Raw genomic sequence first — 18,174 nt, forward strand, 5'->3', positions numbered from 1 at the left:
CGATGCCGCCAGGGACGGCGAGGGGATCGGGGCGGATGCGACGGAGCGGCGGGGCTCTCTCCGCGTTCATCGGGGCGGCGATCGCGCTCACGCTGGCGGCCGACGTCACCGTGCTGGCCGTCCGGGCGGGCGGCGAGCCGGACCGGGGCGGCGACCTCGTGTCGGTCGACCGGGGCGCCGCGCCGCAGGCCCCGGCGGTCGCGCCGCTGGCCCGCCGCTACACGCCGCACCTGCTGGCCGCCGGGACGTCGCCGCTGCCGCCGCGGGCCGTCGAGCGGGTCCGGCGGCTGAAGGGCGTCGCCGGCCTCACCGTGGTGGACGCCGCCCGGACGGGCGTCGGCGGCCGCCCGATGGGGCTGCTCGGCGTCGACCCGTCGACGTTCCGGGCGTTCGTCCCGGAGGCGACCGCCGAGTCCGACCAGCTGTGGCAGACGGTCGCGTCCGGCGGGCTGGCCGTCTCGTTCGAGCAGAGCCGCGACGGGACGCTGCCGCTCGGCGCGGTCGTCGCGGCGGGCCGCAGCTCCGCCCCGGGGCAGGTGCGCGTCGGCGCGTACGCGTCGATGGGCATCGGCGACGTCGACGCCGTCGTGTCCCGCGAGCAGGCCCGCGCGCTCGGGCTGCCGGACGGGAACGCGCTCCTCATCAGCGCCCCGAAGGCCGACGTCGCGAAGCTGACGAAGCGGCTGCGGGACGTCCTGCCGCGCGGCACGAAGGTCGCGGCGCTGACGCGGCCGCGGAAACCGGCCTCACCGGCGAAGCAGAAGGGCCGCCCGCAGCTCACCGGGCGGCCGGACGGGGCGGCCGGCGACCGGACCCCCATCACCGGCAACAGGATGACGCCCACGATGCGGACCGTCCTGCTGGAGATCGCGGGACTGTTCGGCCCGTTCCCGACGATCGGCTGCTACCGCTCCACCGGCGACCCGCAGGACCACGGCGACGGCCGCGCCTGCGACTTCATGGAGAGCACCGGCGGGCGGATGCCGAGCGCCGGCGCGCAGCGGCACGGCGAGCAGGTCGCCCGGTACGCGGTCGCGAACGCGCGGCGGCTCGGCATCTCCTACGTCATCTGGCGGCAGCACATCTGGAACGTGCGCGGCGGCGGCTGGCGGCCGATGGAGGACCGCGGCAGCATCACCCAGAACCACTACGACCACGTGCACATCTCGGTGCTGCGCTAGCCGCGCGGCGGGCGGGCCGCGGTCAGGAGAGCCGCTGCTCGCACCAGACGACCTTGCCGCCGGTGGTGCGGCGCACGCCCCAGCGCTGCGCCAGCCGCCCCACGACGTGCAGGCCGCGGCCCGACTCCAGCATGTCGTCCTCGTCGTCGTGGTGGCGGATGCGGGGCCGCCCGTCCGAGGAGTCGAAGACCTCGCAGACCAGGCCGCCCTCCCGCACGAGCCGCAGCGTGATGCGGCCGCCGGCGTGCCGGATCGCGTTGGTGACGAGCTCCGACACCAGCAGCATGGTGGGGTGGACCAGTTCGTCGAGGTCCCAGCGGGCGAGCCGGTCCCGGACGAGGCCGCGGGCCCGCCGGACGGCGGCGGGCTCGGCGGGCAGCTCCCAGGTGGCGTGGTGGTCGGCCGGGATGCGCGCCAGCCGCGCGATCAGCATCGCGATGTCGTCGCGGTGCTGGTCGTCGTAGACGCCGTCGAGCGCCGCCTGGCACAGCTCCTCCAGCGGGCGGGCGGCGGCGCCCGGCCCGAACGTGGCGAGCAGCCGGGCCAGCCCGTCGTCGATGTCGCGGGCGCGGTTCTCCACCAGGCCGTCGGTGTAGAGGAACAGGAGGGTGCCGTCCTCGACGGTGAACTCGCGGGTCACGATCGGGCCGTCGCCGCCGACGCCGAGCGGCGGCGCGGGCGGCACCGGCAGGTACACCGGCTCGCCGCCGGGCGGGGCGAGCAGCGGCGGCAGGTGCCCGGCGCTCGCCACCTCGCACTGCCCGCTGACCGCGTCGTAGACGACGTAGGCGCAGGTGGCGAAGTGCGGCTCGCGCTCGCCGAGCGTCCGCATCAGCGAGTCGAGCCGCTCCAGGGCCTCGGCGGGCGGCAGTTCCAGCCCGGCGAGGGTGTGGATGGCGGTGCGGAGCCGCCCCATCGTGACGGCGGCCTTCACCCCGTGGCCGGCCACGTCCCCGACCACCAGCGCGACCCGGGCGCCGGGCAGCGCGATCGACTCGTACCAGTCGCCGCCGACCTCGATGCGGCGGCTGCCCGGCAGGTAGCGGTGGTGGACCTCGACCGGCGACGGCGCCGACAGGCCCGTCGGCAGGAGGCTGCGCTGCAGGGTGAGCGCGGTGGCGCGTTCGCGCGAGTACTGGCGGGCGCTCTCCACGAAGATGGACGCCCGGTTGGCGAACTCCATCCCGATCTCGACGTCGTAGGCGTCGAACTGCCGGTGCGCCGCGTTGCGGGTGCAGACGAAGAACCCGAGCACGCCCGCCGCGGACACGATCGGGAGTAACAGCATCGACGCGCCCTTGAGCAGGTCGGCGACCGGCGGGCGACGCCACGCGCCCGCGAGCCTGGCCGCGCCCTCGCCGCCGAGGGCGCGCAGCACCGGCTCGCCGGACTCCAGGCACAGCGCGTGCGGCGTGCCCGGCGGGTAGACGAGCGACTCGCCGGTCGGGAACGTCGCGTCCCAGGCCGTGTCCTCGTCGTCGAACCCGATCGCCATGCGGCGCAGCTGCGGCCCGTCCGGGCCCTCCGGCGGCTCGTCGGCGTCGATGTGGCTCTCGGCCAGCAGCAGCGCGCCCGAGTTGCAGAAATGCGGGACGAGGACGTCCATCAGGCCGCGGGCCAGCAATTCCAGGTCGAGGGTGGAGCCGATGCGCGGGAGCGCGTCGTCGAGCAGCGCCCGGCGGATGACGGCGGGGTCGACGAACCGGTCGGCGAGCGGCACCGGCACCCGGATGACGGCGAGTGCCGCGAGACCGGGCGCCGCCGGGTCGGCCGCGCCGCCGCTCATCGGGTGGACGGTCACGACCGCGTCCAGCGTGCCGCTCGCGGGGGTCTCCACGGCGAGCATGGCGGTGCGCTCCCGGCCCGCCTTCAGCGCCTCCAGCAGCGGCTCCCGCGCGCCGGGGAACATCTCGTCCAGGTGGCGGCCCAGCAGGTCGTCCGCGTTCCGGGAGAGCACGGCGGCGGCGTTGCGGTCGAACTGCAGAATCCTCCCCGACGAATCCATGCCGAGAATGAGAATTCGGGTGGACGACTCCATCGCTCGATTATGGGACATGGCGCGACCGGATGAGGCCGATACGGGAGCGGCGGCCTGTCCTTAACGGGGCCCGTGGGCCTCTTCCAGGAACTGCCGCCAGGTCCGCTTCCCGACGGCGTGGTCCGGGGTGAGGTGGTGGCCGTCCCGGAACCCGCGCCCGGCCTTCCCCGGCAGCGGCAGCGGCACCCGGACGGGGCGGCGCAGGCCGCGCGCGGCCAGGTAGTCCCGCAGCATCTCCTCCACGGTGAGCACCTCCGGGCCGCCCATGTCGGCGACGCGCCGCGCGGGCCCGGCGGCGAGCGCCAGGTCGGCGAGCCGCGCCGCGACCTCCGCGGCGTCGATCGGCTGGTCGCGCAGCCCCCGCGGCACGGCGACCACGCCGGGGACCTTGGTGAGGATGTCGAAGACCGCGTTCGGGAGCGTGTGGAACTGGGTGGCCCGCAGGATCGTGTACGGGAGCCCGGAGTCCTCGACGAGCCGCTCCACCGCGTGCTTGGTGCGGTAGTAGCCGTACGGGATCCGGTCGACGCCCACGATCGAGATGTAGACCAGGTGCGGGGCGCCCTGCCGGCGCGCGGCCTCGACGAGCCGCCGGGCGGCGGGCAGGTCCCGCTTGGGGTGGAGCGGGTCGCTGGCGCAGTGCACGATCGTCTCCGCGCCCTCGACCGCCGCGTCGACGCCGTCGCCGGTCCAGAGGTCGCCCTTGTGCCAGGTGAGGCCGGGCTCCGGCTCCCTTTCGCGGCGGCTGAGCCCGTGCACGTCCGCCCCGGCCTCCCGCAGCCTCTGCACGACGGGCCCGCCCAGCGTGCCGGTGGCCCCTGTCACCAGAATCATCGGTTCCTCCTAGGTGGATGAAGGACGCCTCCGGCAAGAGCGACAGAACAGGCGCCCGGAATGTGACATCGCGGCCGCGCCCCCGTCAGGACGGTCCGAAGACCTGCGGCGGCGGGACCGGGGCGACGATCTCCTCGCCGTCGTGCAGCGGCGCCGCGCCCGCGCAGAACGCGGCGAGGTCGCCGCCGGCCACGACCCGGGCCCGGACGATGCCGCCCGCCGCGCGGCGGGTCAGCTCGGCGACCGGCAGCGGCTCCTGCGACGCGGCCACGATCAGGTTGCCGAACCGGCGGCCGCGCAGCACCCCCGGGTCGCCCATCAGGACGGCGTGCCCGAACACCGACCGTACCGTGGCGGTCACCCTGCGCGCGAACGGCAGCCGGAACCCGTCGGCGACGTTGACCAGGTAGACGCCGCCGGGCCGCAGCACCCGCGCGGCGTCCAGGACGAACTCGCGGGTGGCCAGCTCGGGCGGCATCGACGCCTCGGCGAACGCGTCCGTCACCACCAGGTCGTCGGCGTCGTCGGCGAGCGCCGCGATGCCGCTGCGCCCGTCGGTGACGCGGATCCGCAGCCCGGGGACGCCCTTGACCGGCAGCTGCTCGCGGACGAGCTGCACCAGCTCCGCGTCCGGCTCCAGCACGACCTGCCGCGAGCCCGGCCGGGTCGCGGCGATGTAGCGGGGCAGCGTGCAGCCGGCCCCGCCGATGTGCACGGCGTCGAACGCCTCGCCCTCCGGGCCGGCGGAGTCGACGACGTCGCCGATCAGCCGCATGTACTCGAAGTCGAGGTAGGTGGGGTCGGACAGGTCCACATAGGACTGGGGCACTCCGCCGACGAGCAGCATCCAGCCGCCGTCGCGGTCGGCGTCGCGCAGCAGCTCGGCCTCCCCGCCCGCGATCCGGTAGGTGCGCGGCCGGGGACCGTGCCTGCCCTTGCGTGCCATGCCCCCACCCTACGGATCCCGCCGCCGGGGCACCCGGCGGCCGTCAGGTTCGCTCGGTGAGCGCGGCCTCGGCGGCGAAATGGCACGCGCTGGGATGGGCCGACCCCTCCCGCTCCTCCAGGCGCGGCTCCTCCTCGGCGCAGATGTCGCGCGCCTTCCAGCAGCGGGTGCGGAAGCGGCAGCCGGACGGCGGGTCCAGCGGCGACGGCGGCTCGCCCTCCAGCCGGATCCGGTCCGACCAGCCGGGCGCGTCCGGGTCCGGGACCGGGACGGCCGACAGCAGCGCCTGCGTGTACGGGTGCGTCGGATGCTCGTAGATCTGCGTCTCGTCGCCGGTCTCGACGACCTTGCCCAGGTACATGACGGCGACGCGGTCGGAGATGTGCCGGACGGCGGCCAGGTCGTGCGCGATGAACACGTACGCCAGGCCGAGCTCCTGCTGCAGTTCGGCGAGCAGGTTCATCACCTGGGCCTGGACGGAGACGTCCAGCGCCGACACCGGCTCGTCGCACACGATCACGTCGGGGCGCAGCGCGAGGGCGCGGGCGATGCCGACGCGCTGGCGCTGCCCGCCGGAGAACTGGTGCGGGTACCGGCTGACGTGGCCGGGGTCGAGGCCGACGAGCTCCAGCAGTTCGCGGACGAGCGCGCGCCGCTCGCCCTTCGGGGCGGCGTCCGGGTGGATCGCGAACGGCTCGCCGACGATGTCGCCGACCGTCATCCGCGGGTCGAGCGAGGAGTACGGGTCCTGCATCACCATCTGGATGCGGCGGCGCAGGGCCCGCAGCTCGGGCTTCGGCAGCGCGAACACGTCCCGGCCGTCGAAGCGGACCGTCCCGGCGGTGGGGCGCTCGGCGGCGAGCAGCAGCTTCGCCAGCGTCGACTTCCCGCACCCGGACTCGCCGACGACGCCGAGCGTCTCGCCGCGGCGCAGCTCCAGGTCGACGCCGTCCACGGCCTTGACGTGGCCGACCGCGCGCTTGACCAGCACGCCGCGGGTGACCGGGTAGTGCTTGACGAGCCCCTCCACCTGGAGGATCGGGCCCTTACTCGGGTCCGGCACCGTGGACCTCCTCGGCGAAGTGGCAGGCGGCCTCGTGCCCGGGCGCGACGGTGACGAGCGGCGGCCGCTCGGCCGCGCAGAGCGCCTCGGCGCGCGGGCAGCGCGGCTGGAACGGGCAGCCGGGCGGCAGCGCCGCCGGGTTCGGCGGCGCGCCCTTGATCGGGACGAGCGGCGCGCCGCGCCGGTCCAGCCGCGGCACCGACGCGAGCAGCCCCTTGGTGTACGGGTGCGCGGGCCGCGCGTACAGCTCGCGGGCGGGCGCCTGCTCGGCGACCGACCCCGCGTACATGACGACGATCCGGTCCGCGACGCCGGCGACGACGCCGAGGTCGTGGGTGATCAGCACCATGCCCATCCGCAGCTCCTCCTGGAGCCCGGCGAGCAGCCGCATGATCTGCGCCTGCACGGTCACGTCCAGCGCGGTCGTCGGCTCGTCGGCGATGAGGACGTCCGGCTCCAGCGCCAGCGCCATCGCGATCATGATGCGCTGGCGCATGCCGCCGGAGAACTGGTGCGGGTAGTCGCCGAGCCGCTTCGCGGCGGACGGGATCCGCACCCGCTCCATCAGCTCGACGGACTTCTCCCGGGCGGCCCGCCGGCCGAGCCCGCGGTGCACCCGGTACATCTCGCGGAGCTGGTCGCCGACGGTGAACACCGGGTTCAGCGCGGTCAGCGCGTCCTGGAAGATCATCGAGATGCGGTCGCCGCGGTAGGCGCGGCGGCGCCGCTCGGGCAGGCCGAGCAGCTCCTCGCCGCGCAGCCGCACCGATCCGCGCTCGACGCGGGCGGGCGGCACGTCCAGGATGCCCATGACGGCCTGGGCGGCGACGCTCTTGCCCGACCCGGACTCGCCGAGGATCGCGAGCGTCTCCCCCTCGTCGAGGGTGTACGACAGGCCGTTCACCGCGTGGACGTCCTGGCCGCGCACGCGGAACCGCACGTGCAGGTCGTCGACGCGGAGCAGCGGCGCGGGCCCGGGGGCCGGGTCGTCCTTCACATCCGTGAGCATCGTCGTCGTCACCGCAGCTTCGGGTCGAGGGCGTCGCGGACGGCGTCGCCGAGCATCAGGAAGCTCAGCACCGTCGCCGACAGCAGCACGGCGGGGAAGACCAGCAGGTGGGGGTTCTCGATGAAGGAGTCCTTCGCCTGGCCCAGCTGGAGCCCCCAGGACACCTCCGGGTACTGCAGGCCGACGCCGAGGAAGTCCAGCGTGGCCTCCCCCACGATCACGTTGCCGACGTTGAGGGTGGCGACCACGATCACCGGCGCGATCGCGTTCGGCAGGATGTGCCGGGCCATGATCCGCGCGTCGGACGCGCCGAGCAGCCGCGACGCCTGCACGTAGTCGGCGTCCCGGACCGCGATGACCTGCCCCCGCATGATGCGGATCATCGTCGTCCAGCCGAGCAGCACCAGCACCAGCGTCATCGCCCACACCCCGTGCGAGGGGAACGCCACCAGGATCACCGTGGCGCCCAGCACGAACGGCAGCCCGAAGAAGATGTCGGTGAGCCGCGCGATGAGCGTGTCCACGAGGCCGCCGTAGTAGCCGGCGAGCAGCCCGAACACGAGCGCGATCGCCAGCGCGAACACGGTGACCGCGACGCCGATCAGCAGCGTCGGGCGCGCGCCGTGCACGACGTGCGCGTAGTAGTCGCAGCCGGCGAGGTCGGTGCCGAACCAGTGGCCGCCGGACGGGCCGAGCTTGGCGTCGTTCGGGTCGCAGCCCTCGTTGACGTCCCCGGCGGTGAACAGCCTCGGCACGGCGGCCATCACCGACACGGCCGCGAGGACCGCGGCCGACCCCCAGAACACCCAGCGCCGGCGCAGGTCGCGCCACGCGTCGTGCCAGAGCGACGCCCGGCCGATCTCGCCGCCGACGACGGCGACCGCGGCCGCGCTCGTCCCCGGCGCCCCCGCGTCCGGGACCGGCTCCGGTTCCGGGACCGGCGGCCCGGCGTCCGGCTCCTTGATCGTCATGTGCGCCTCACTCGTACCTGATCCGCGGGTCGAGGACCCCGTACAGCAGGTCCACGACCAGGTTGACCAGCAGGAAGACCAGCACCAGCACGGTGACCGCGCCGACCACCACCGGGCCCTCCTTCAGCTGGATCGACTGGAACACCTGCTGCCCGATGCCCGGCAGGTTGAAGATGCCCTCGGTCACCACCGCGCCGCCCATCAGGTTCCCGAAGTCGACGCCCAGGTAGGTGACCACCGGGATCAGCGAGTTGCGCAGCGCGTGCCGGCCGACCACCCGCGCCCGCGACAGCCCCTTGGCGTTCGCGGTGCGCACGTAGTCGGCCCGCAGGTTCTCCGACAGGCTGGTGCGCGTCAGCCGCGCCACGTACGACAGGCCGAGCGAGCCGAGCACGATGCCGGGCAGCAGGTAGCTCATCGGCCAGCCGTCGTCCGTCCCGGCCGTGGGGAAGATCTGCCAGTGCAGCCCGAACAGCAGCTGCGCCGCGTACCCGAGGACGAACACGGGCACCGCGATCACCAGCGTCGTCCCGCTGAGGACGAGCGTGTCGGCGAACCTGCCGCGCCGCAGGCCCGCCCACGTCCCGAGCGCGACGCCGATGGCCAGCTCGAAGATCCAGGCGGTGAGGGCGAGCTGGGCGGTCACCGTCCACCGCCCGCCGAGCATCTCCGACACGCTCTGGCCGGTGTAGTTCTCGCCCAGGTCGCCCTGGAGGAGGCTCCACATGTACTTCGCGTACTGCACCAGCAGCGGGTCGTTCAGGTTGTACCGGTCCCGGAGCGTCCGCAGGACGTTCTCCGGGACCGGCTTGTCCCCCGCGAGCGCCTGGATCGGGTCGCCCGGCAGCGCGAACACCATCACGTAGATGAGCAGCGTCGTGCCGATGAAGACGGGGACCGCCTGCAGGAGCCGCCGTAGGACGTAGCGCCACATCGCCTGCTACTTCACCGTCACTTCGGTGGCGACCAGGCCCGTGGAGAACGGGGTGATCGTGACGTCGCCGACGTTCTTCGAGCGGCCGCCCTGGCCCGCCCACGTCCAGAGCGGGATCATCGGCATCTCCTGGACGGCGATGTCCTCGGCCTGGTTGTAGAGCGCGAGGGCCCGCTGCTGGTCGGCCGTCCGGTTGGCCTCGGCGATGAGGTCGTCGAACTCCTTGTTCTTCCAGCCCATGCGGTTGCCGGCCGAGCCCCACATGTTCTCCAGGTAGTTCTGCGGGCTCGGGTAGTCGGCCTCCCAGTTCTGCCGGTACGGGCCCTTCTCCTTGCGGTCGCTCAGCATGGAGAAGTAGTCGGACGCGGGAACCTGCCGGAACTGGATGTCGGTGATGCCGAGGTTGTCGCGCAGCGAGTTCGCGACGATCCGCATCCACTGCGCGTAGGTCGGCTGCGAGTTGGAGAAGTACAGCTCCATCGTCCCCTTGAACCCGCCGGCCTTGTCGAACAGCTGCTTGGCCTTCGCCGGGTCGTAGGTGCACGGCTCGCCGCACGCGTTGTCGCGGTGGCCCGGGATGATGGAGGGGATGAGCGAGTCCGCGGGGAAGAAGTCGCCGTTGTAGACCGCCTTGTTGATGCCCTGGCGGTCGATGACCATCGAGATGGCCTTGCGCAGGTCCGGGTCGTCGAACCGCTTGTCGAACAGCGGGAAGCCCAGGTAGTCGGTCGTGCTCATCTTGCGGGACAGGAACCGGTCGCCGAGCAGCCGCTTGGCCTCGGGGACCTTGGCGGACGGGATCGTCTGCAGGACGTCGATCCGGCCGGCCCGCAGATCGGTGTAGGCGGTGTCGGCGCTGGAGTAGCTCTTCCAGGTGACGCCCTTGTTCTTCGGCTTGCGCGGGCCCGCGTACCCCGGGGAGGCGACCAGCTCGACCTGCTTGTTGCGCTCCCAGTTCCCGTCCATCTCGTACGGGCCGTTGCCGATCGGGTGCTCGTCGAACGCCTTCAGGTCCTTCAGGCCCGCCTTCGGCATCGGCGCGTACGCCGGGTACGTCAGCAGCAGCGGGAACTGGCTGAACGGCGCGTTGAGCGTGACCTTCATGGTGTCCGCGCCGGTGACCTCGACCCCCGACAGCGTGTCGGCCTTCGGCTTGGCGTTCTCGTCCTCGGGGTTCATCTCCTCGTACCCCTTGATGTACGAGAAGTAGTCGTTGGCGCCCATGGCGTTCGGCCCGTACGCCGCGTTGTTCCACGCGTCCGCGAAGCTCTGCGCGGTCACCGGCTCCCCGTTGTGGAACTTCTGCCCCGGCCTGACCTTGATCGTCCAGACCGTCTGGTCGTCGGAGGCGACGGACTCGGCGGCCAGCGGCACGGCCTTCCCGTCCTCGGTGAGCGTCATCAGGTTGTCGAACAGCTCGGTGATCACGTCGAACGCGTAACTGCTGGTCGTGTTGGCGGGGACCAGGTGATCGGGCTCGGAGTGCCCGACGGTGAACGTCCCGTCGCCCGCCCCCGCCTCATCGCCGCCGCAGCCCGACAGCCCCAGCGACGCGGTGAGCGCCACCGCGACGACCCCCGCGACCTTCCACCGCGCACCCCTCTGGCTGGTCATGCTCCTCCTCGGCCCAGTCGCGTCGTCGCGCCGCGGACGCTCGGCCGCCCGCCGCACCTAGATTGCTCGCAGCGTCGTACTCGTGGTGACCGTTTGGACACATCGCTGACGGAGTCGAAACCGGATCGAGACGTTCTTGATCATGCAGTGCCGCGTCCGCCGCGAGCCGAGACACCGCTCGAAACCGCCTCCCGTTGACACGGGCGGGCGCCCGGGCAAAATGAACCGTCATCGCGACGCGAGCCCGTCCGCGCCCTCGGCCCGGCCCCGGACGCACATCGGGCCGCCCGCGCACCCACGCCCGGCACGGACGCGAGAGCGGTACCAGAGGGCCGGTCAGGCAGCCGGGCCGGCGAAGAACCCGACACGGGAACGGCGAGCAGGGCGGGCGGCACTGAGGCTGACGGGGGCGCGGCGAACGAGGCGGGCCGCGGAAAGGGTGACGGAGGCATGACGGACGACGAGACGTGCAGCGACGCGGGCGGCGAGGCGGGGAGGATCTGTTCCGATCTGATCCGGTACGACACCACCAACCGGGGTGAGGGGGTGGCGCGTCCGGAACGGCCGGCGGCGGAGTACGTCGCCGGGCTGCTGGACGAGGCCGGCGTCGAGGCGAGGATCGTGGAGGCGGCGCCGGGGCGGGCGAGCGTGCTGGCGCGGATCGCCGGAGCCGACCCGTCCCATCCCGCCTTCCTGGTCCACGGGCACCTCGACGTGGTCCCCGCCGACGCGGCCGACTGGGCGGTGCCGCCGTTCTCCGGCGAGGTGCGCGACGGGTGCGTGTGGGGGCGCGGCGCGGTCGACATGAAGGGCAGCCTCGCGATGACGCTCGCGGTCGTGCGGCGGCGGCTGCGCGAGGGGCGGCGCACGCGCGGCGACCTGGTGCTGGCGTTCCTCGCGGACGAGGAGTGCACCGGCGAGTACGGGTCCCGGTACGTGGCGCGGGAGCACCGGGAGGTCTTCGAGGGGTGCGCGGAGGCGATCAGCGAGTCCGGCGGGTTCAGCGTGGACGAGGGCGGGACGCGGATCTACCCGATCGCGACGGGCGAGCGCGGCACCACCTGGATGAGGCTGACGGCGCGCGGGACCGCCGGCCACGGGTCCAAGCCGGCGCCCGACAACGCCGTCGCCGAGATCGCGCACGCCGTGTCCCGGCTGGCGGCCCACGAGTGGCCCGTCCGGCTGACCCCGGGCGTGCGGGCGCTGCTGGACGGGCTCGCGGACGCGCTCGGCACCGCCATCGACCACGACCGCCTCGACGCGGAGGCGGTGCGCCTCGGCCGCGCCGGCCACCTGTTCGCCGGGACGGTCCGCAACTCGGCCAACCCGACCCGGCTCGACGCCGGGTACAAGGTGAACGTCGTGCCGGGGACGGCGACGGCGCAGGTCGACGGCCGCTACCTGCCCGGCACCGGCGAGGAGTTCCTCGCCACGGTCGACCGCCTGCTCGGCCCGAAGGTCGCCCGCGAGTTCATCAACTACGAGGAGGCGCCCGCCGCGGACCCGGCCGGTCCGACGTTCGCCGCGCTCGCGGGCGCGCTGCGCGCCGAGGACCCGCTCGCCCGCCCGGTCCCGTACGTGATGGCGGGCGGCACGGACGCGAAGTCGTTCCACCGGATCGGCATAACCAGCTTCGGCTTCGCCCCCCTCCTGCTCGGGCCGGACCTCGACTACTTCGGGATGTTCCACGGCGTGGACGAGCGCGTCCCCCTGGACGGCCTGGCGTTCGGCACCCGCGTCCTCGACCGGTTCCTCGACACCCGCTGACCCGTCGGCGGGCGGGGTCGGTCATCGGGACTTCTGGTAGCTCCTGACCGAGTAGGTCGCCAGCGCCACCGTCGCCGCGGTCAGCGCCAGCAGCCAGGAGCCGTGCAGCGCGGCGGAGGCCCAGTCCGGGTCGGCGGACAGGGCCGCGCGGGCACCGTCGAGCGCCCAGCTCACCGGGTTGGCGGCGGCGACGTGCCCGATCCAGGAGGGCATCAGGCCCTCGGGCATGAACGCCGACGACAGGAAGGTGAGGGGCAGCAGCAGCATCACGTTCAGGCCGATGATGGTGTTGCGGTCCCGCACGAGCAGCGCGAGCGTGTTGGACAGGGCGGCGAGGACGACGCCGATCAGCACGGCGGCCGCGACGAGGACGGCGAGCCCCCCGGGCCCGCCGGGGTAGTCCGCGCCGGCCGCCCACCCCAGCAGGATGATCACCAGGGACTGGAACGCCGTGCTGAGGGCCTGCTCGATGACGCCCGCGTTCACGAGGGCGCCGCGGCGCACCGGGGTGACGAGGAAGCGGTCGAGGGTGCCGCGCTCGATCTCGTCCATGGTCGCCATCCCGGCGAACGAGTTCAGCGACACCGCGTTCATGATCACGACGCCGGGGACGATGTAGTCCAGGTAGGACTGCGCACCGAACCCGGGCAGCTCGGCGACCTTCTGGAACAGCTGGCCGAACAGGAACAGCCAGACCATCGGCTGCGCCAGCGTCAGGACGAGGACGGCGGGGTTGCGCAGCAGCGCCGACAGCCGCCGGTGCGTCATCCACCAGGTCCCGGTCAGCCGGTCTCGGATCGGCAGGGCGGTCATCGGGCGCCTCCTGCGGTGGCGGGCTCGGCGCCGGCGATGCGTCGCCCGGCGTAGCGGAGGTAGACGTCGTCCAGGGACGGCCGCGCGACGGTCGCCGCGGCGGCCGGGACGCCGGCCTGGTCGAGGGCGGCGAGGACGGCCGGCACGGCGGCGGCGCCGTCGCCGCTCCGGGCGCTGAGGCGCGGGCCGTCCAGGGTGATCTCGCGGACGCCGGGCAGCCGGCCGAGCGCCTCCCGCACCACCGGTTCCGGCGGCGCCTCCCGCCATTCGACGTGGACGGCGTCGCCGTGCAGTTCGCCCTTGAGCGCGTCGGGGGTGCCCTCCGCGACCACGCGGCCCCGGTCGACGATCGCGAGCCGCCGCGCGAGCCGGTCGGCCTCGTCCAGGTAGTGGGTGCTCAGCAGGATCGCCAGGGCGTCGTCGCCGGCGAGCCGGGCGATCTCGGCCCACATGGACGCGCGGGCCTCGGGGTCGAGCCCGGTGGTGGGCTCGTCGAGGAACAGGACCTGCGGCCGGTGGACGAGCCCGAGCGCGACGTCGAGGCGCCGCCGCATCCCGCCCGAGTAGGTCTTCACGGCGCGGCCCGCCGCGTCCTCCAGGCCGAACCGGGCGAGCAGCTCGGCGGCACGGCCGCGGGCCCGCGCGCCGCCCAGCCCGTACAGGCGGCCCTGCAGCACCAGGTTGTCGCGGCCGCTCGCCTCGGGGTCGGCGCCGGACTTCTGCGACACGACGCCGATGACGCGCCGGACCCGGTCGGGCCTGCGCAGGACGTCGTGCCCGGCGACGGCGGCGGTGCCCGCGTCCGGCCGGATCAGCGTGGTCAGGATCTTGACGGTGGTGGACTTGCCCGCCCCGTTGGGGCCGAGCAGCCCGAGGATCTCGCCCGGCCCGACCGTGATGGACAGCCCGTCCAGGGCCCGGACGTCGCCGGGGTAGTTCTTCACGAGGCCCTCGGCCTCGATGGCATGCGCCATGGTCTCCTCCGTTGCAGCGCAACGTGCTCGACGGAGGGGTCCCGGATAGGCTGGAGTCGCGTTCTCGCCGCCAGGCCCCGCTCCGCGTGGGTTCTCGGTGGTGGGTTCTCCGGCCCGGGGGTGGTGTTGCCGCACCACCGCCGGGCCTTCTCGCCGGCTACTCCTCGGGGGCTCCCCTCTCCGCCAGTGCGGCGATCTCGGGCGGCATCTCACCGGTCCGGTGGAACGCGCGCCAGAGGTCGAGGCCGGGCAGCGTGCCGTCCTCGATCTCGGCGAGGAAGCCGCGCACCCACGCCGCCTCGGCGCGCCTGATGGCGAGGTCGTACTCCTCCTCGATCAGGAAGATGCGCGGGACCTCGGTCTCGGCCGCCAGCGCGGCCTCGTCGCCCGCGATCTGCCGCTCCATCGTGTCGAGGCGCCGGCGCAGCAGCCCGGTCACCTCGTCCGGCGCCAGGGCGCCGAGGACCGACAGCCCGGCCTCGAAGCGCGGCACGTCCCGGTCGGGCACCGTGATCAGCTCGCGGACCCAGTCGGCGAGCTCCCGCGTCCCGGCGTCGGTGATGCGGTAGACGGTGCGCTCCGGCCGCGCCCCCTCGCGGACGCTTCCCTCGACGGCCAGGAAACCGTGCTTCTCCAGGTTGCCCACGACGGTGTAAAGCGAGCCCCACTTGATGTCCATGTCGCGCTCCTTGCCGCGCGCGCGCATCAGGGCGGCCATCTCGTACGGGTGCATCGGCCTGGCGGAGACCGTCGACAGCACGGCGAGCCCCAGGAGGTTGCTCACCTTGCGCCGCTTGGCCATCTCGCCCTCCTCGCAAACGAGTACTCGTAGACGAGTATAGGCGGCCGCGCTTCGTGCCGTCCACCCGGATCCGCGGGGCGCGCGGGCGGGTAGGGATCGGGCGTGGACTTCTCCAGTGCCGCCGGCGAGCTCTACGGCGTCCCGCCCGCCCGGTTCGTGGCGACGCGCAAGCGGCTCGCGCGGGAGGCGAAGGACGGCGGCGACGCCGCCCTCGCCGGGCGGATCGGAGCGCTGCGCCGCCCGACGCTGTCGGCGTGGGCGGTGAACCTGCTCAGCCGGTCCGCCGCCGGCGAGCTGGAGCGGCTGCTGGACGTGGGGGCCGAGCTGCGGTCGGCGTGGGGCTCCGGCGGCGGCCTGCGCGACCTGGAGCAGCGCCGCGCCGACCTGGTCGCCTCGCTCGTGCGCACCGCGGGCGAACTCGCGGCCGAGGCGGGCGGCGCGCTGCGCGAGCAGGCCGTCCGGGAGGTCGAGGACACCCTCCAGGCCGCCACCGTGGACGAGGCGATCGCCGAGGAGGTCCGCGCGGGACGGCTGCCGCAGCCGCGCAGCCACACCGGTTTCGTCCCCGCCGGGTTCCCCATGGCGCCCCCGGACGGCGAGGAGCGCGCGGAGCCGGAGCCCGGGGAGGCGGCCGCCGGGCCGCCGGCCGGGGAGGAGCGCGCGGAGCCGGAGCCCGGGGAGGAGCGGAAGCGCGAGCGGCCGGAGACGAACGTCACGCGGACGAGCGCGGCCCGGGCCCGGCGGGCGGAGACGCTGCGCAGGCGCGCCGAGGAGGCCGAGCGCAAGCTGGCCGAGCGCGCGGAGCGGGCGGACAAGGCGAGGCGCGAGGCGGACGAGGCGTCCGCCGTGGCGGGCAGGCTCCGCCGCGAACTGGACCGCGCCGTCGCCGACCGCGACGCGGCGGCCCGCCGGGCGGAGCGCGCAGAGCGCAACCGGGCGCGGGCCGAGGACGCGGCGCGCGAGGCGCGCACGGCCGCCGCCGAGGCCCGCCGCGCCGCCGACCGCGACGCACGTCACAGCTGAGGGCCGGCCGGGGAGCGAACGGCGGGCCGGGGATGAAGTAGGTTCGACTAGAACGTGATTCGAGCATCAGGGAGGCGCGCGGTGACGGCACCGGTCGTGGAGCAGCCGACTGACTGGACCGAACCGGGCGCCCATCCGGTGGCGCCCGGGGTCCACCGGATTCCCCTGGCGCTGCCGATCCCGTCGCTGCACGCCGTCAACGTGTACGTCGTCGAGGACGCCGACGGCCTGGTCGTCATCGACTCCGGCTGGGCGATGCCCGACACGCGCGCGTCGATGGAGGAGGCCCTCCGCTCGCTCGGCCACGGGCTGGCCGACGTGGCGCAGTTCCTCGTCACCCACGCGCACTGGGACCACTACTCGCAGGCGCTCGCGCTGCGCGAGTCGTTCGGGACGCGGGTGCGGATCGGCCGCGGCGAGCGGGCGTCCATCGAGGCGTTCGACGTCAGCCGCGGCCTGCATCCCCGGCAGGTCGAGATGCTCCGCCGCTGCGGCGCCGCCGCGCTCGCCGACGAGATCGCCGGCATGCCGGTGGACCGTTCCGAGGAGGACGTCCCGCACACGCTGCCGGACGCCTGGCTCGACGACGGCGAGCGCGTCGCCCTCACCGGACGGGACCTGGACGTGCTCGCCACGCCCGGCCACACCCGCGGCCACATCGTCATGCGGGACGCCGCCGCCGGGCTGCTGTTCGCGGGCGACCACATCCTGCCGCACATCACGCCGTCCATCGGGCTGGAGACCGAGCCGGAGCGGCGGCCGCTGCGCAGCTACCTGGAGTCGCTGCGGCTGGTCCGCGGCATGCCGGACGCGCTGCTGCTCCCCGCGCACGGCCCGGTGCGGCCGAGCACGCACACCCGGATCGACGAGCTGCTGGAGCACCACGCCGAGCGGCTCGACGCCGCCGCCGCGCAGGTCCGGGCGGGGCTCGGCACGGCGTTCGAGGTGGCCGAGGCCATGCCGTGGACGCGCCGCCGGCGCAGTCTCGCCGACCTCGACGCGTTCAGCCGGATGCTGGCCGTCCTGGAGATCGAGGCGCACCTCGACGTCCTCGCCGACCGGGACGTCCTGGACGCCCACGAGGAGAACGGCGTCCGCCGCTACGCGCCGCGGCGCTGACCCGCCCTCCCCCGCCCGGATACCGCCGGGTTACGCTGATCTTCCGTTTCCCCGGCGGAAGGAGCGGCGATGACGCTCGCCCCCGAGTCCACTGCGATCACGTCCCCGGAGGAGCTGCGCGCGCTGCTCGGCGCGCCGATGCGGCGGGCGATCGACAAGGAGCGCGTGACGCTGCACGCCTGGGACCGGGCGTGGCTCGCCCGCACACCGTTCTGCCTGATCTCCACCAGTGACGCGGACGGCAACTGCGACGTCTCCCCCAAGGGCGACCCGCCCGGGTTCGTGCACGTCATCGACGACACGACGATCGCCATCCCGGACCGTCCGGGCAACCGCCGCGCCGACGGGTTCATGAACGTGCTGAGCAACCCGCGGGTCGGGCTGATCTTCCTGATCCCCGGCCGGGGCGAGACCCTGCGCGTCAACGGCCGGGCCACGCTGCTGCGGGACGCGCCGTTCTTCGACGAGATGGTCGTGCAGGGCAACCGCCCGGCCCTCGCCCTGGTCGTGGACGTCGAGCAGATCTTCTTCCACTGCGCGAAGGCGCTGATGCGGTCGAAGATCTGGAAGCCCGAGACCTGGGACCCGGAGGCGCTCCCGTCGCACGCCCGGATCGTGAAGGACGTCCAGTACACCGAGGAGGACCTGAAGCAGCTGGAGCGGCACTACTCCGAGGGCAACTACTCCAAGAAGCTGTACGGCGCCTGAACGGCGGTCGGGTGGACCCCCGCGCGGTGGGCGCGGGGGTCGGCGGGCGGGTCAGCCGCTCTTGCGGCGGAACTGGCGCTGGTGGTCGGCGCGGTCGTGCTTGCCGCGCACCTTCGAGCCGCTCCTGCCGGTCGAGCCGGCGTTCTTGCCCGCGGCTCCGCGCTTGCGCTCCAGGGCCTCCCGGAACCTGCGCTTCACCTCGTCCTCACCGTCGGCGGGTTCTCCTGACGAGTCGGCCATGCGGACCTCCAGCTCTCTTAGGGGCAACCTCCAGCCTCACATACCGCCGGAGTGGTCGGCCATCCGGGCCCGCCCGGAAGATCATCTAGGGCGATTCCACCGCAAACCACGCCAGTGGAGAACGATCTCTCCTAAAGT

17 protein-coding genes are annotated in these 18,174 nt (G+C 74.0%); 5 read left to right on the top strand and 12 right to left on the bottom strand.

The features are described from left to right. Positions 1 to 35: 35 nt before the first annotated feature. Positions 36 to 1,181: a hypothetical protein gene (locus tag ACA511_RS39655; RefSeq protein ID WP_375029902.1), complete on the top strand. Its 1,146-nt coding sequence runs from the start codon at positions 36 to 38 to the stop codon at positions 1,179 to 1,181. Positions 1,182 to 1,203: 22 nt separating this feature from the next. On the opposite strand, the gene ACA511_RS39660 is transcribed toward ACA511_RS39655, so the two are convergent. The 8 genes from ACA511_RS39660 to ACA511_RS39695 all read right to left on the bottom strand — a co-directional run bounded on the left by ACA511_RS39660 (position 1,204) and on the right by ACA511_RS39695 (position 10,590). Then, complete coding sequence (locus ACA511_RS39660) at positions 1,204 to 3,237, bottom strand: SpoIIE family protein phosphatase (protein ID WP_375029903.1); 2,034 nt, start codon at positions 3,235 to 3,237, stop codon at positions 1,204 to 1,206. Between the two features lie 42 nt (positions 3,238 to 3,279). Then, positions 3,280 to 4,053 (bottom strand): SDR family oxidoreductase, encoded by a 774-nt coding sequence (locus tag ACA511_RS39665; RefSeq protein ID WP_375029904.1) that lies wholly within the window; start codon positions 4,051 to 4,053, stop codon positions 3,280 to 3,282. 85 nt (positions 4,054 to 4,138) lie between these two features. Continuing rightward, complete coding sequence (locus ACA511_RS39670) at positions 4,139 to 4,999, bottom strand: spermidine synthase (protein WP_375029905.1); 861 nt, start codon at positions 4,997 to 4,999, stop codon at positions 4,139 to 4,141. A gap of 43 nt (positions 5,000 to 5,042) precedes the next feature. Continuing rightward, positions 5,043 to 6,062 carry an ABC transporter ATP-binding protein gene (locus tag ACA511_RS39675; protein ID WP_375029906.1) on the bottom strand — a complete coding sequence of 340 codons (1,020 nt, stop codon included), beginning with the start codon at positions 6,060 to 6,062 and terminating at the stop codon, positions 5,043 to 5,045. Beyond that, positions 6,046 to 7,071, bottom strand: a complete 1,026-nt coding sequence (locus ACA511_RS39680; RefSeq protein WP_375029907.1) for an ABC transporter ATP-binding protein — start codon at positions 7,069 to 7,071, stop codon at positions 6,046 to 6,048. The genes ACA511_RS39675 and ACA511_RS39680 overlap by 17 nt, the downstream gene beginning before the upstream one ends. 8 nt (positions 7,072 to 7,079) lie before the next feature. Next, positions 7,080 to 8,042 (bottom strand): ABC transporter permease, encoded by a 963-nt coding sequence (locus ACA511_RS39685; protein WP_375029908.1) that lies wholly within the window; start codon positions 8,040 to 8,042, stop codon positions 7,080 to 7,082. Between the two features lie 7 nt (positions 8,043 to 8,049). Beyond that, positions 8,050 to 8,976 (bottom strand): ABC transporter permease, encoded by a 927-nt coding sequence (locus ACA511_RS39690; RefSeq protein ID WP_375029909.1) that lies wholly within the window; start codon positions 8,974 to 8,976, stop codon positions 8,050 to 8,052. 6 nt (positions 8,977 to 8,982) lie between these two features. Continuing rightward, positions 8,983 to 10,590, bottom strand: coding sequence for an ABC transporter substrate-binding protein (locus tag ACA511_RS39695; protein ID WP_375029910.1), 1,608 nt, complete (start codon positions 10,588 to 10,590; stop codon positions 8,983 to 8,985). A gap of 450 nt (positions 10,591 to 11,040) precedes the next feature. Here ACA511_RS39695 and ACA511_RS39700 point away from each other — a divergent pair, with 450 nt between their 5' ends. Next, positions 11,041 to 12,357: a M20/M25/M40 family metallo-hydrolase gene (locus ACA511_RS39700; RefSeq protein WP_375029911.1), complete on the top strand. Its 1,317-nt coding sequence runs from the start codon at positions 11,041 to 11,043 to the stop codon at positions 12,355 to 12,357. A gap of 21 nt (positions 12,358 to 12,378) precedes the next feature. Here ACA511_RS39700 and ACA511_RS39705 read toward each other — a convergent pair whose 3' ends face one another. From ACA511_RS39705 to ACA511_RS39715, 3 genes are all read right to left on the bottom strand, one after another. Next, positions 12,379 to 13,170, bottom strand: a complete 792-nt coding sequence (locus ACA511_RS39705) for an ABC transporter permease (RefSeq protein ID WP_375029912.1) — start codon at positions 13,168 to 13,170, stop codon at positions 12,379 to 12,381. Next, positions 13,167 to 14,144 carry an ABC transporter ATP-binding protein gene (locus tag ACA511_RS39710; protein WP_375029913.1) on the bottom strand — a complete coding sequence of 326 codons (978 nt, stop codon included), beginning with the start codon at positions 14,142 to 14,144 and terminating at the stop codon, positions 13,167 to 13,169. Before ACA511_RS39710 ends, ACA511_RS39705 begins: the two co-directional genes overlap by 4 nt. 157 nt (positions 14,145 to 14,301) lie before the next feature. Continuing rightward, a complete protein-coding gene (locus tag ACA511_RS39715; protein WP_375029914.1) occupies positions 14,302 to 14,946 on the bottom strand; it encodes a PadR family transcriptional regulator in 645 nt (214 codons plus the stop codon). Between the two features lie 102 nt (positions 14,947 to 15,048). Here ACA511_RS39715 and ACA511_RS39720 point away from each other — a divergent pair, with 102 nt between their 5' ends. The 3 genes from ACA511_RS39720 to ACA511_RS39730 all read left to right on the top strand — a co-directional run bounded on the left by ACA511_RS39720 (position 15,049) and on the right by ACA511_RS39730 (position 17,796). Then, the gene (locus ACA511_RS39720) at positions 15,049 to 15,969 is read left to right on the top strand and encodes a hypothetical protein (protein ID WP_375029915.1); all 921 of its coding nucleotides are present in this window, start codon (positions 15,049 to 15,051) and stop codon (positions 15,967 to 15,969) included. 81 nt (positions 15,970 to 16,050) lie between these two features. Then, the gene (locus tag ACA511_RS39725) at positions 16,051 to 17,088 is read left to right on the top strand and encodes an MBL fold metallo-hydrolase (protein WP_375029916.1); all 1,038 of its coding nucleotides are present in this window, start codon (positions 16,051 to 16,053) and stop codon (positions 17,086 to 17,088) included. Between the two features lie 69 nt (positions 17,089 to 17,157). Beyond that, the gene (locus ACA511_RS39730; protein ID WP_375029917.1) at positions 17,158 to 17,796 is read left to right on the top strand and encodes a pyridoxamine 5'-phosphate oxidase family protein; all 639 of its coding nucleotides are present in this window, start codon (positions 17,158 to 17,160) and stop codon (positions 17,794 to 17,796) included. A gap of 51 nt (positions 17,797 to 17,847) precedes the next feature. Here the strand turns inward: ACA511_RS39730 and ACA511_RS39735 are convergent, their stop codons facing one another. Then, positions 17,848 to 18,036: a DUF5302 domain-containing protein gene (locus ACA511_RS39735; protein WP_375029918.1), complete on the bottom strand. Its 189-nt coding sequence runs from the start codon at positions 18,034 to 18,036 to the stop codon at positions 17,848 to 17,850. Positions 18,037 to 18,174: the final 138 nt, after the last annotated feature.

It is taken from the genome of Actinomadura sp. GTD37 (genome assembly GCF_041951365.1).
In the GTDB taxonomy this organism is placed as follows: domain Bacteria; phylum Actinomycetota; class Actinomycetes; order Streptosporangiales; family Streptosporangiaceae; genus Spirillospora.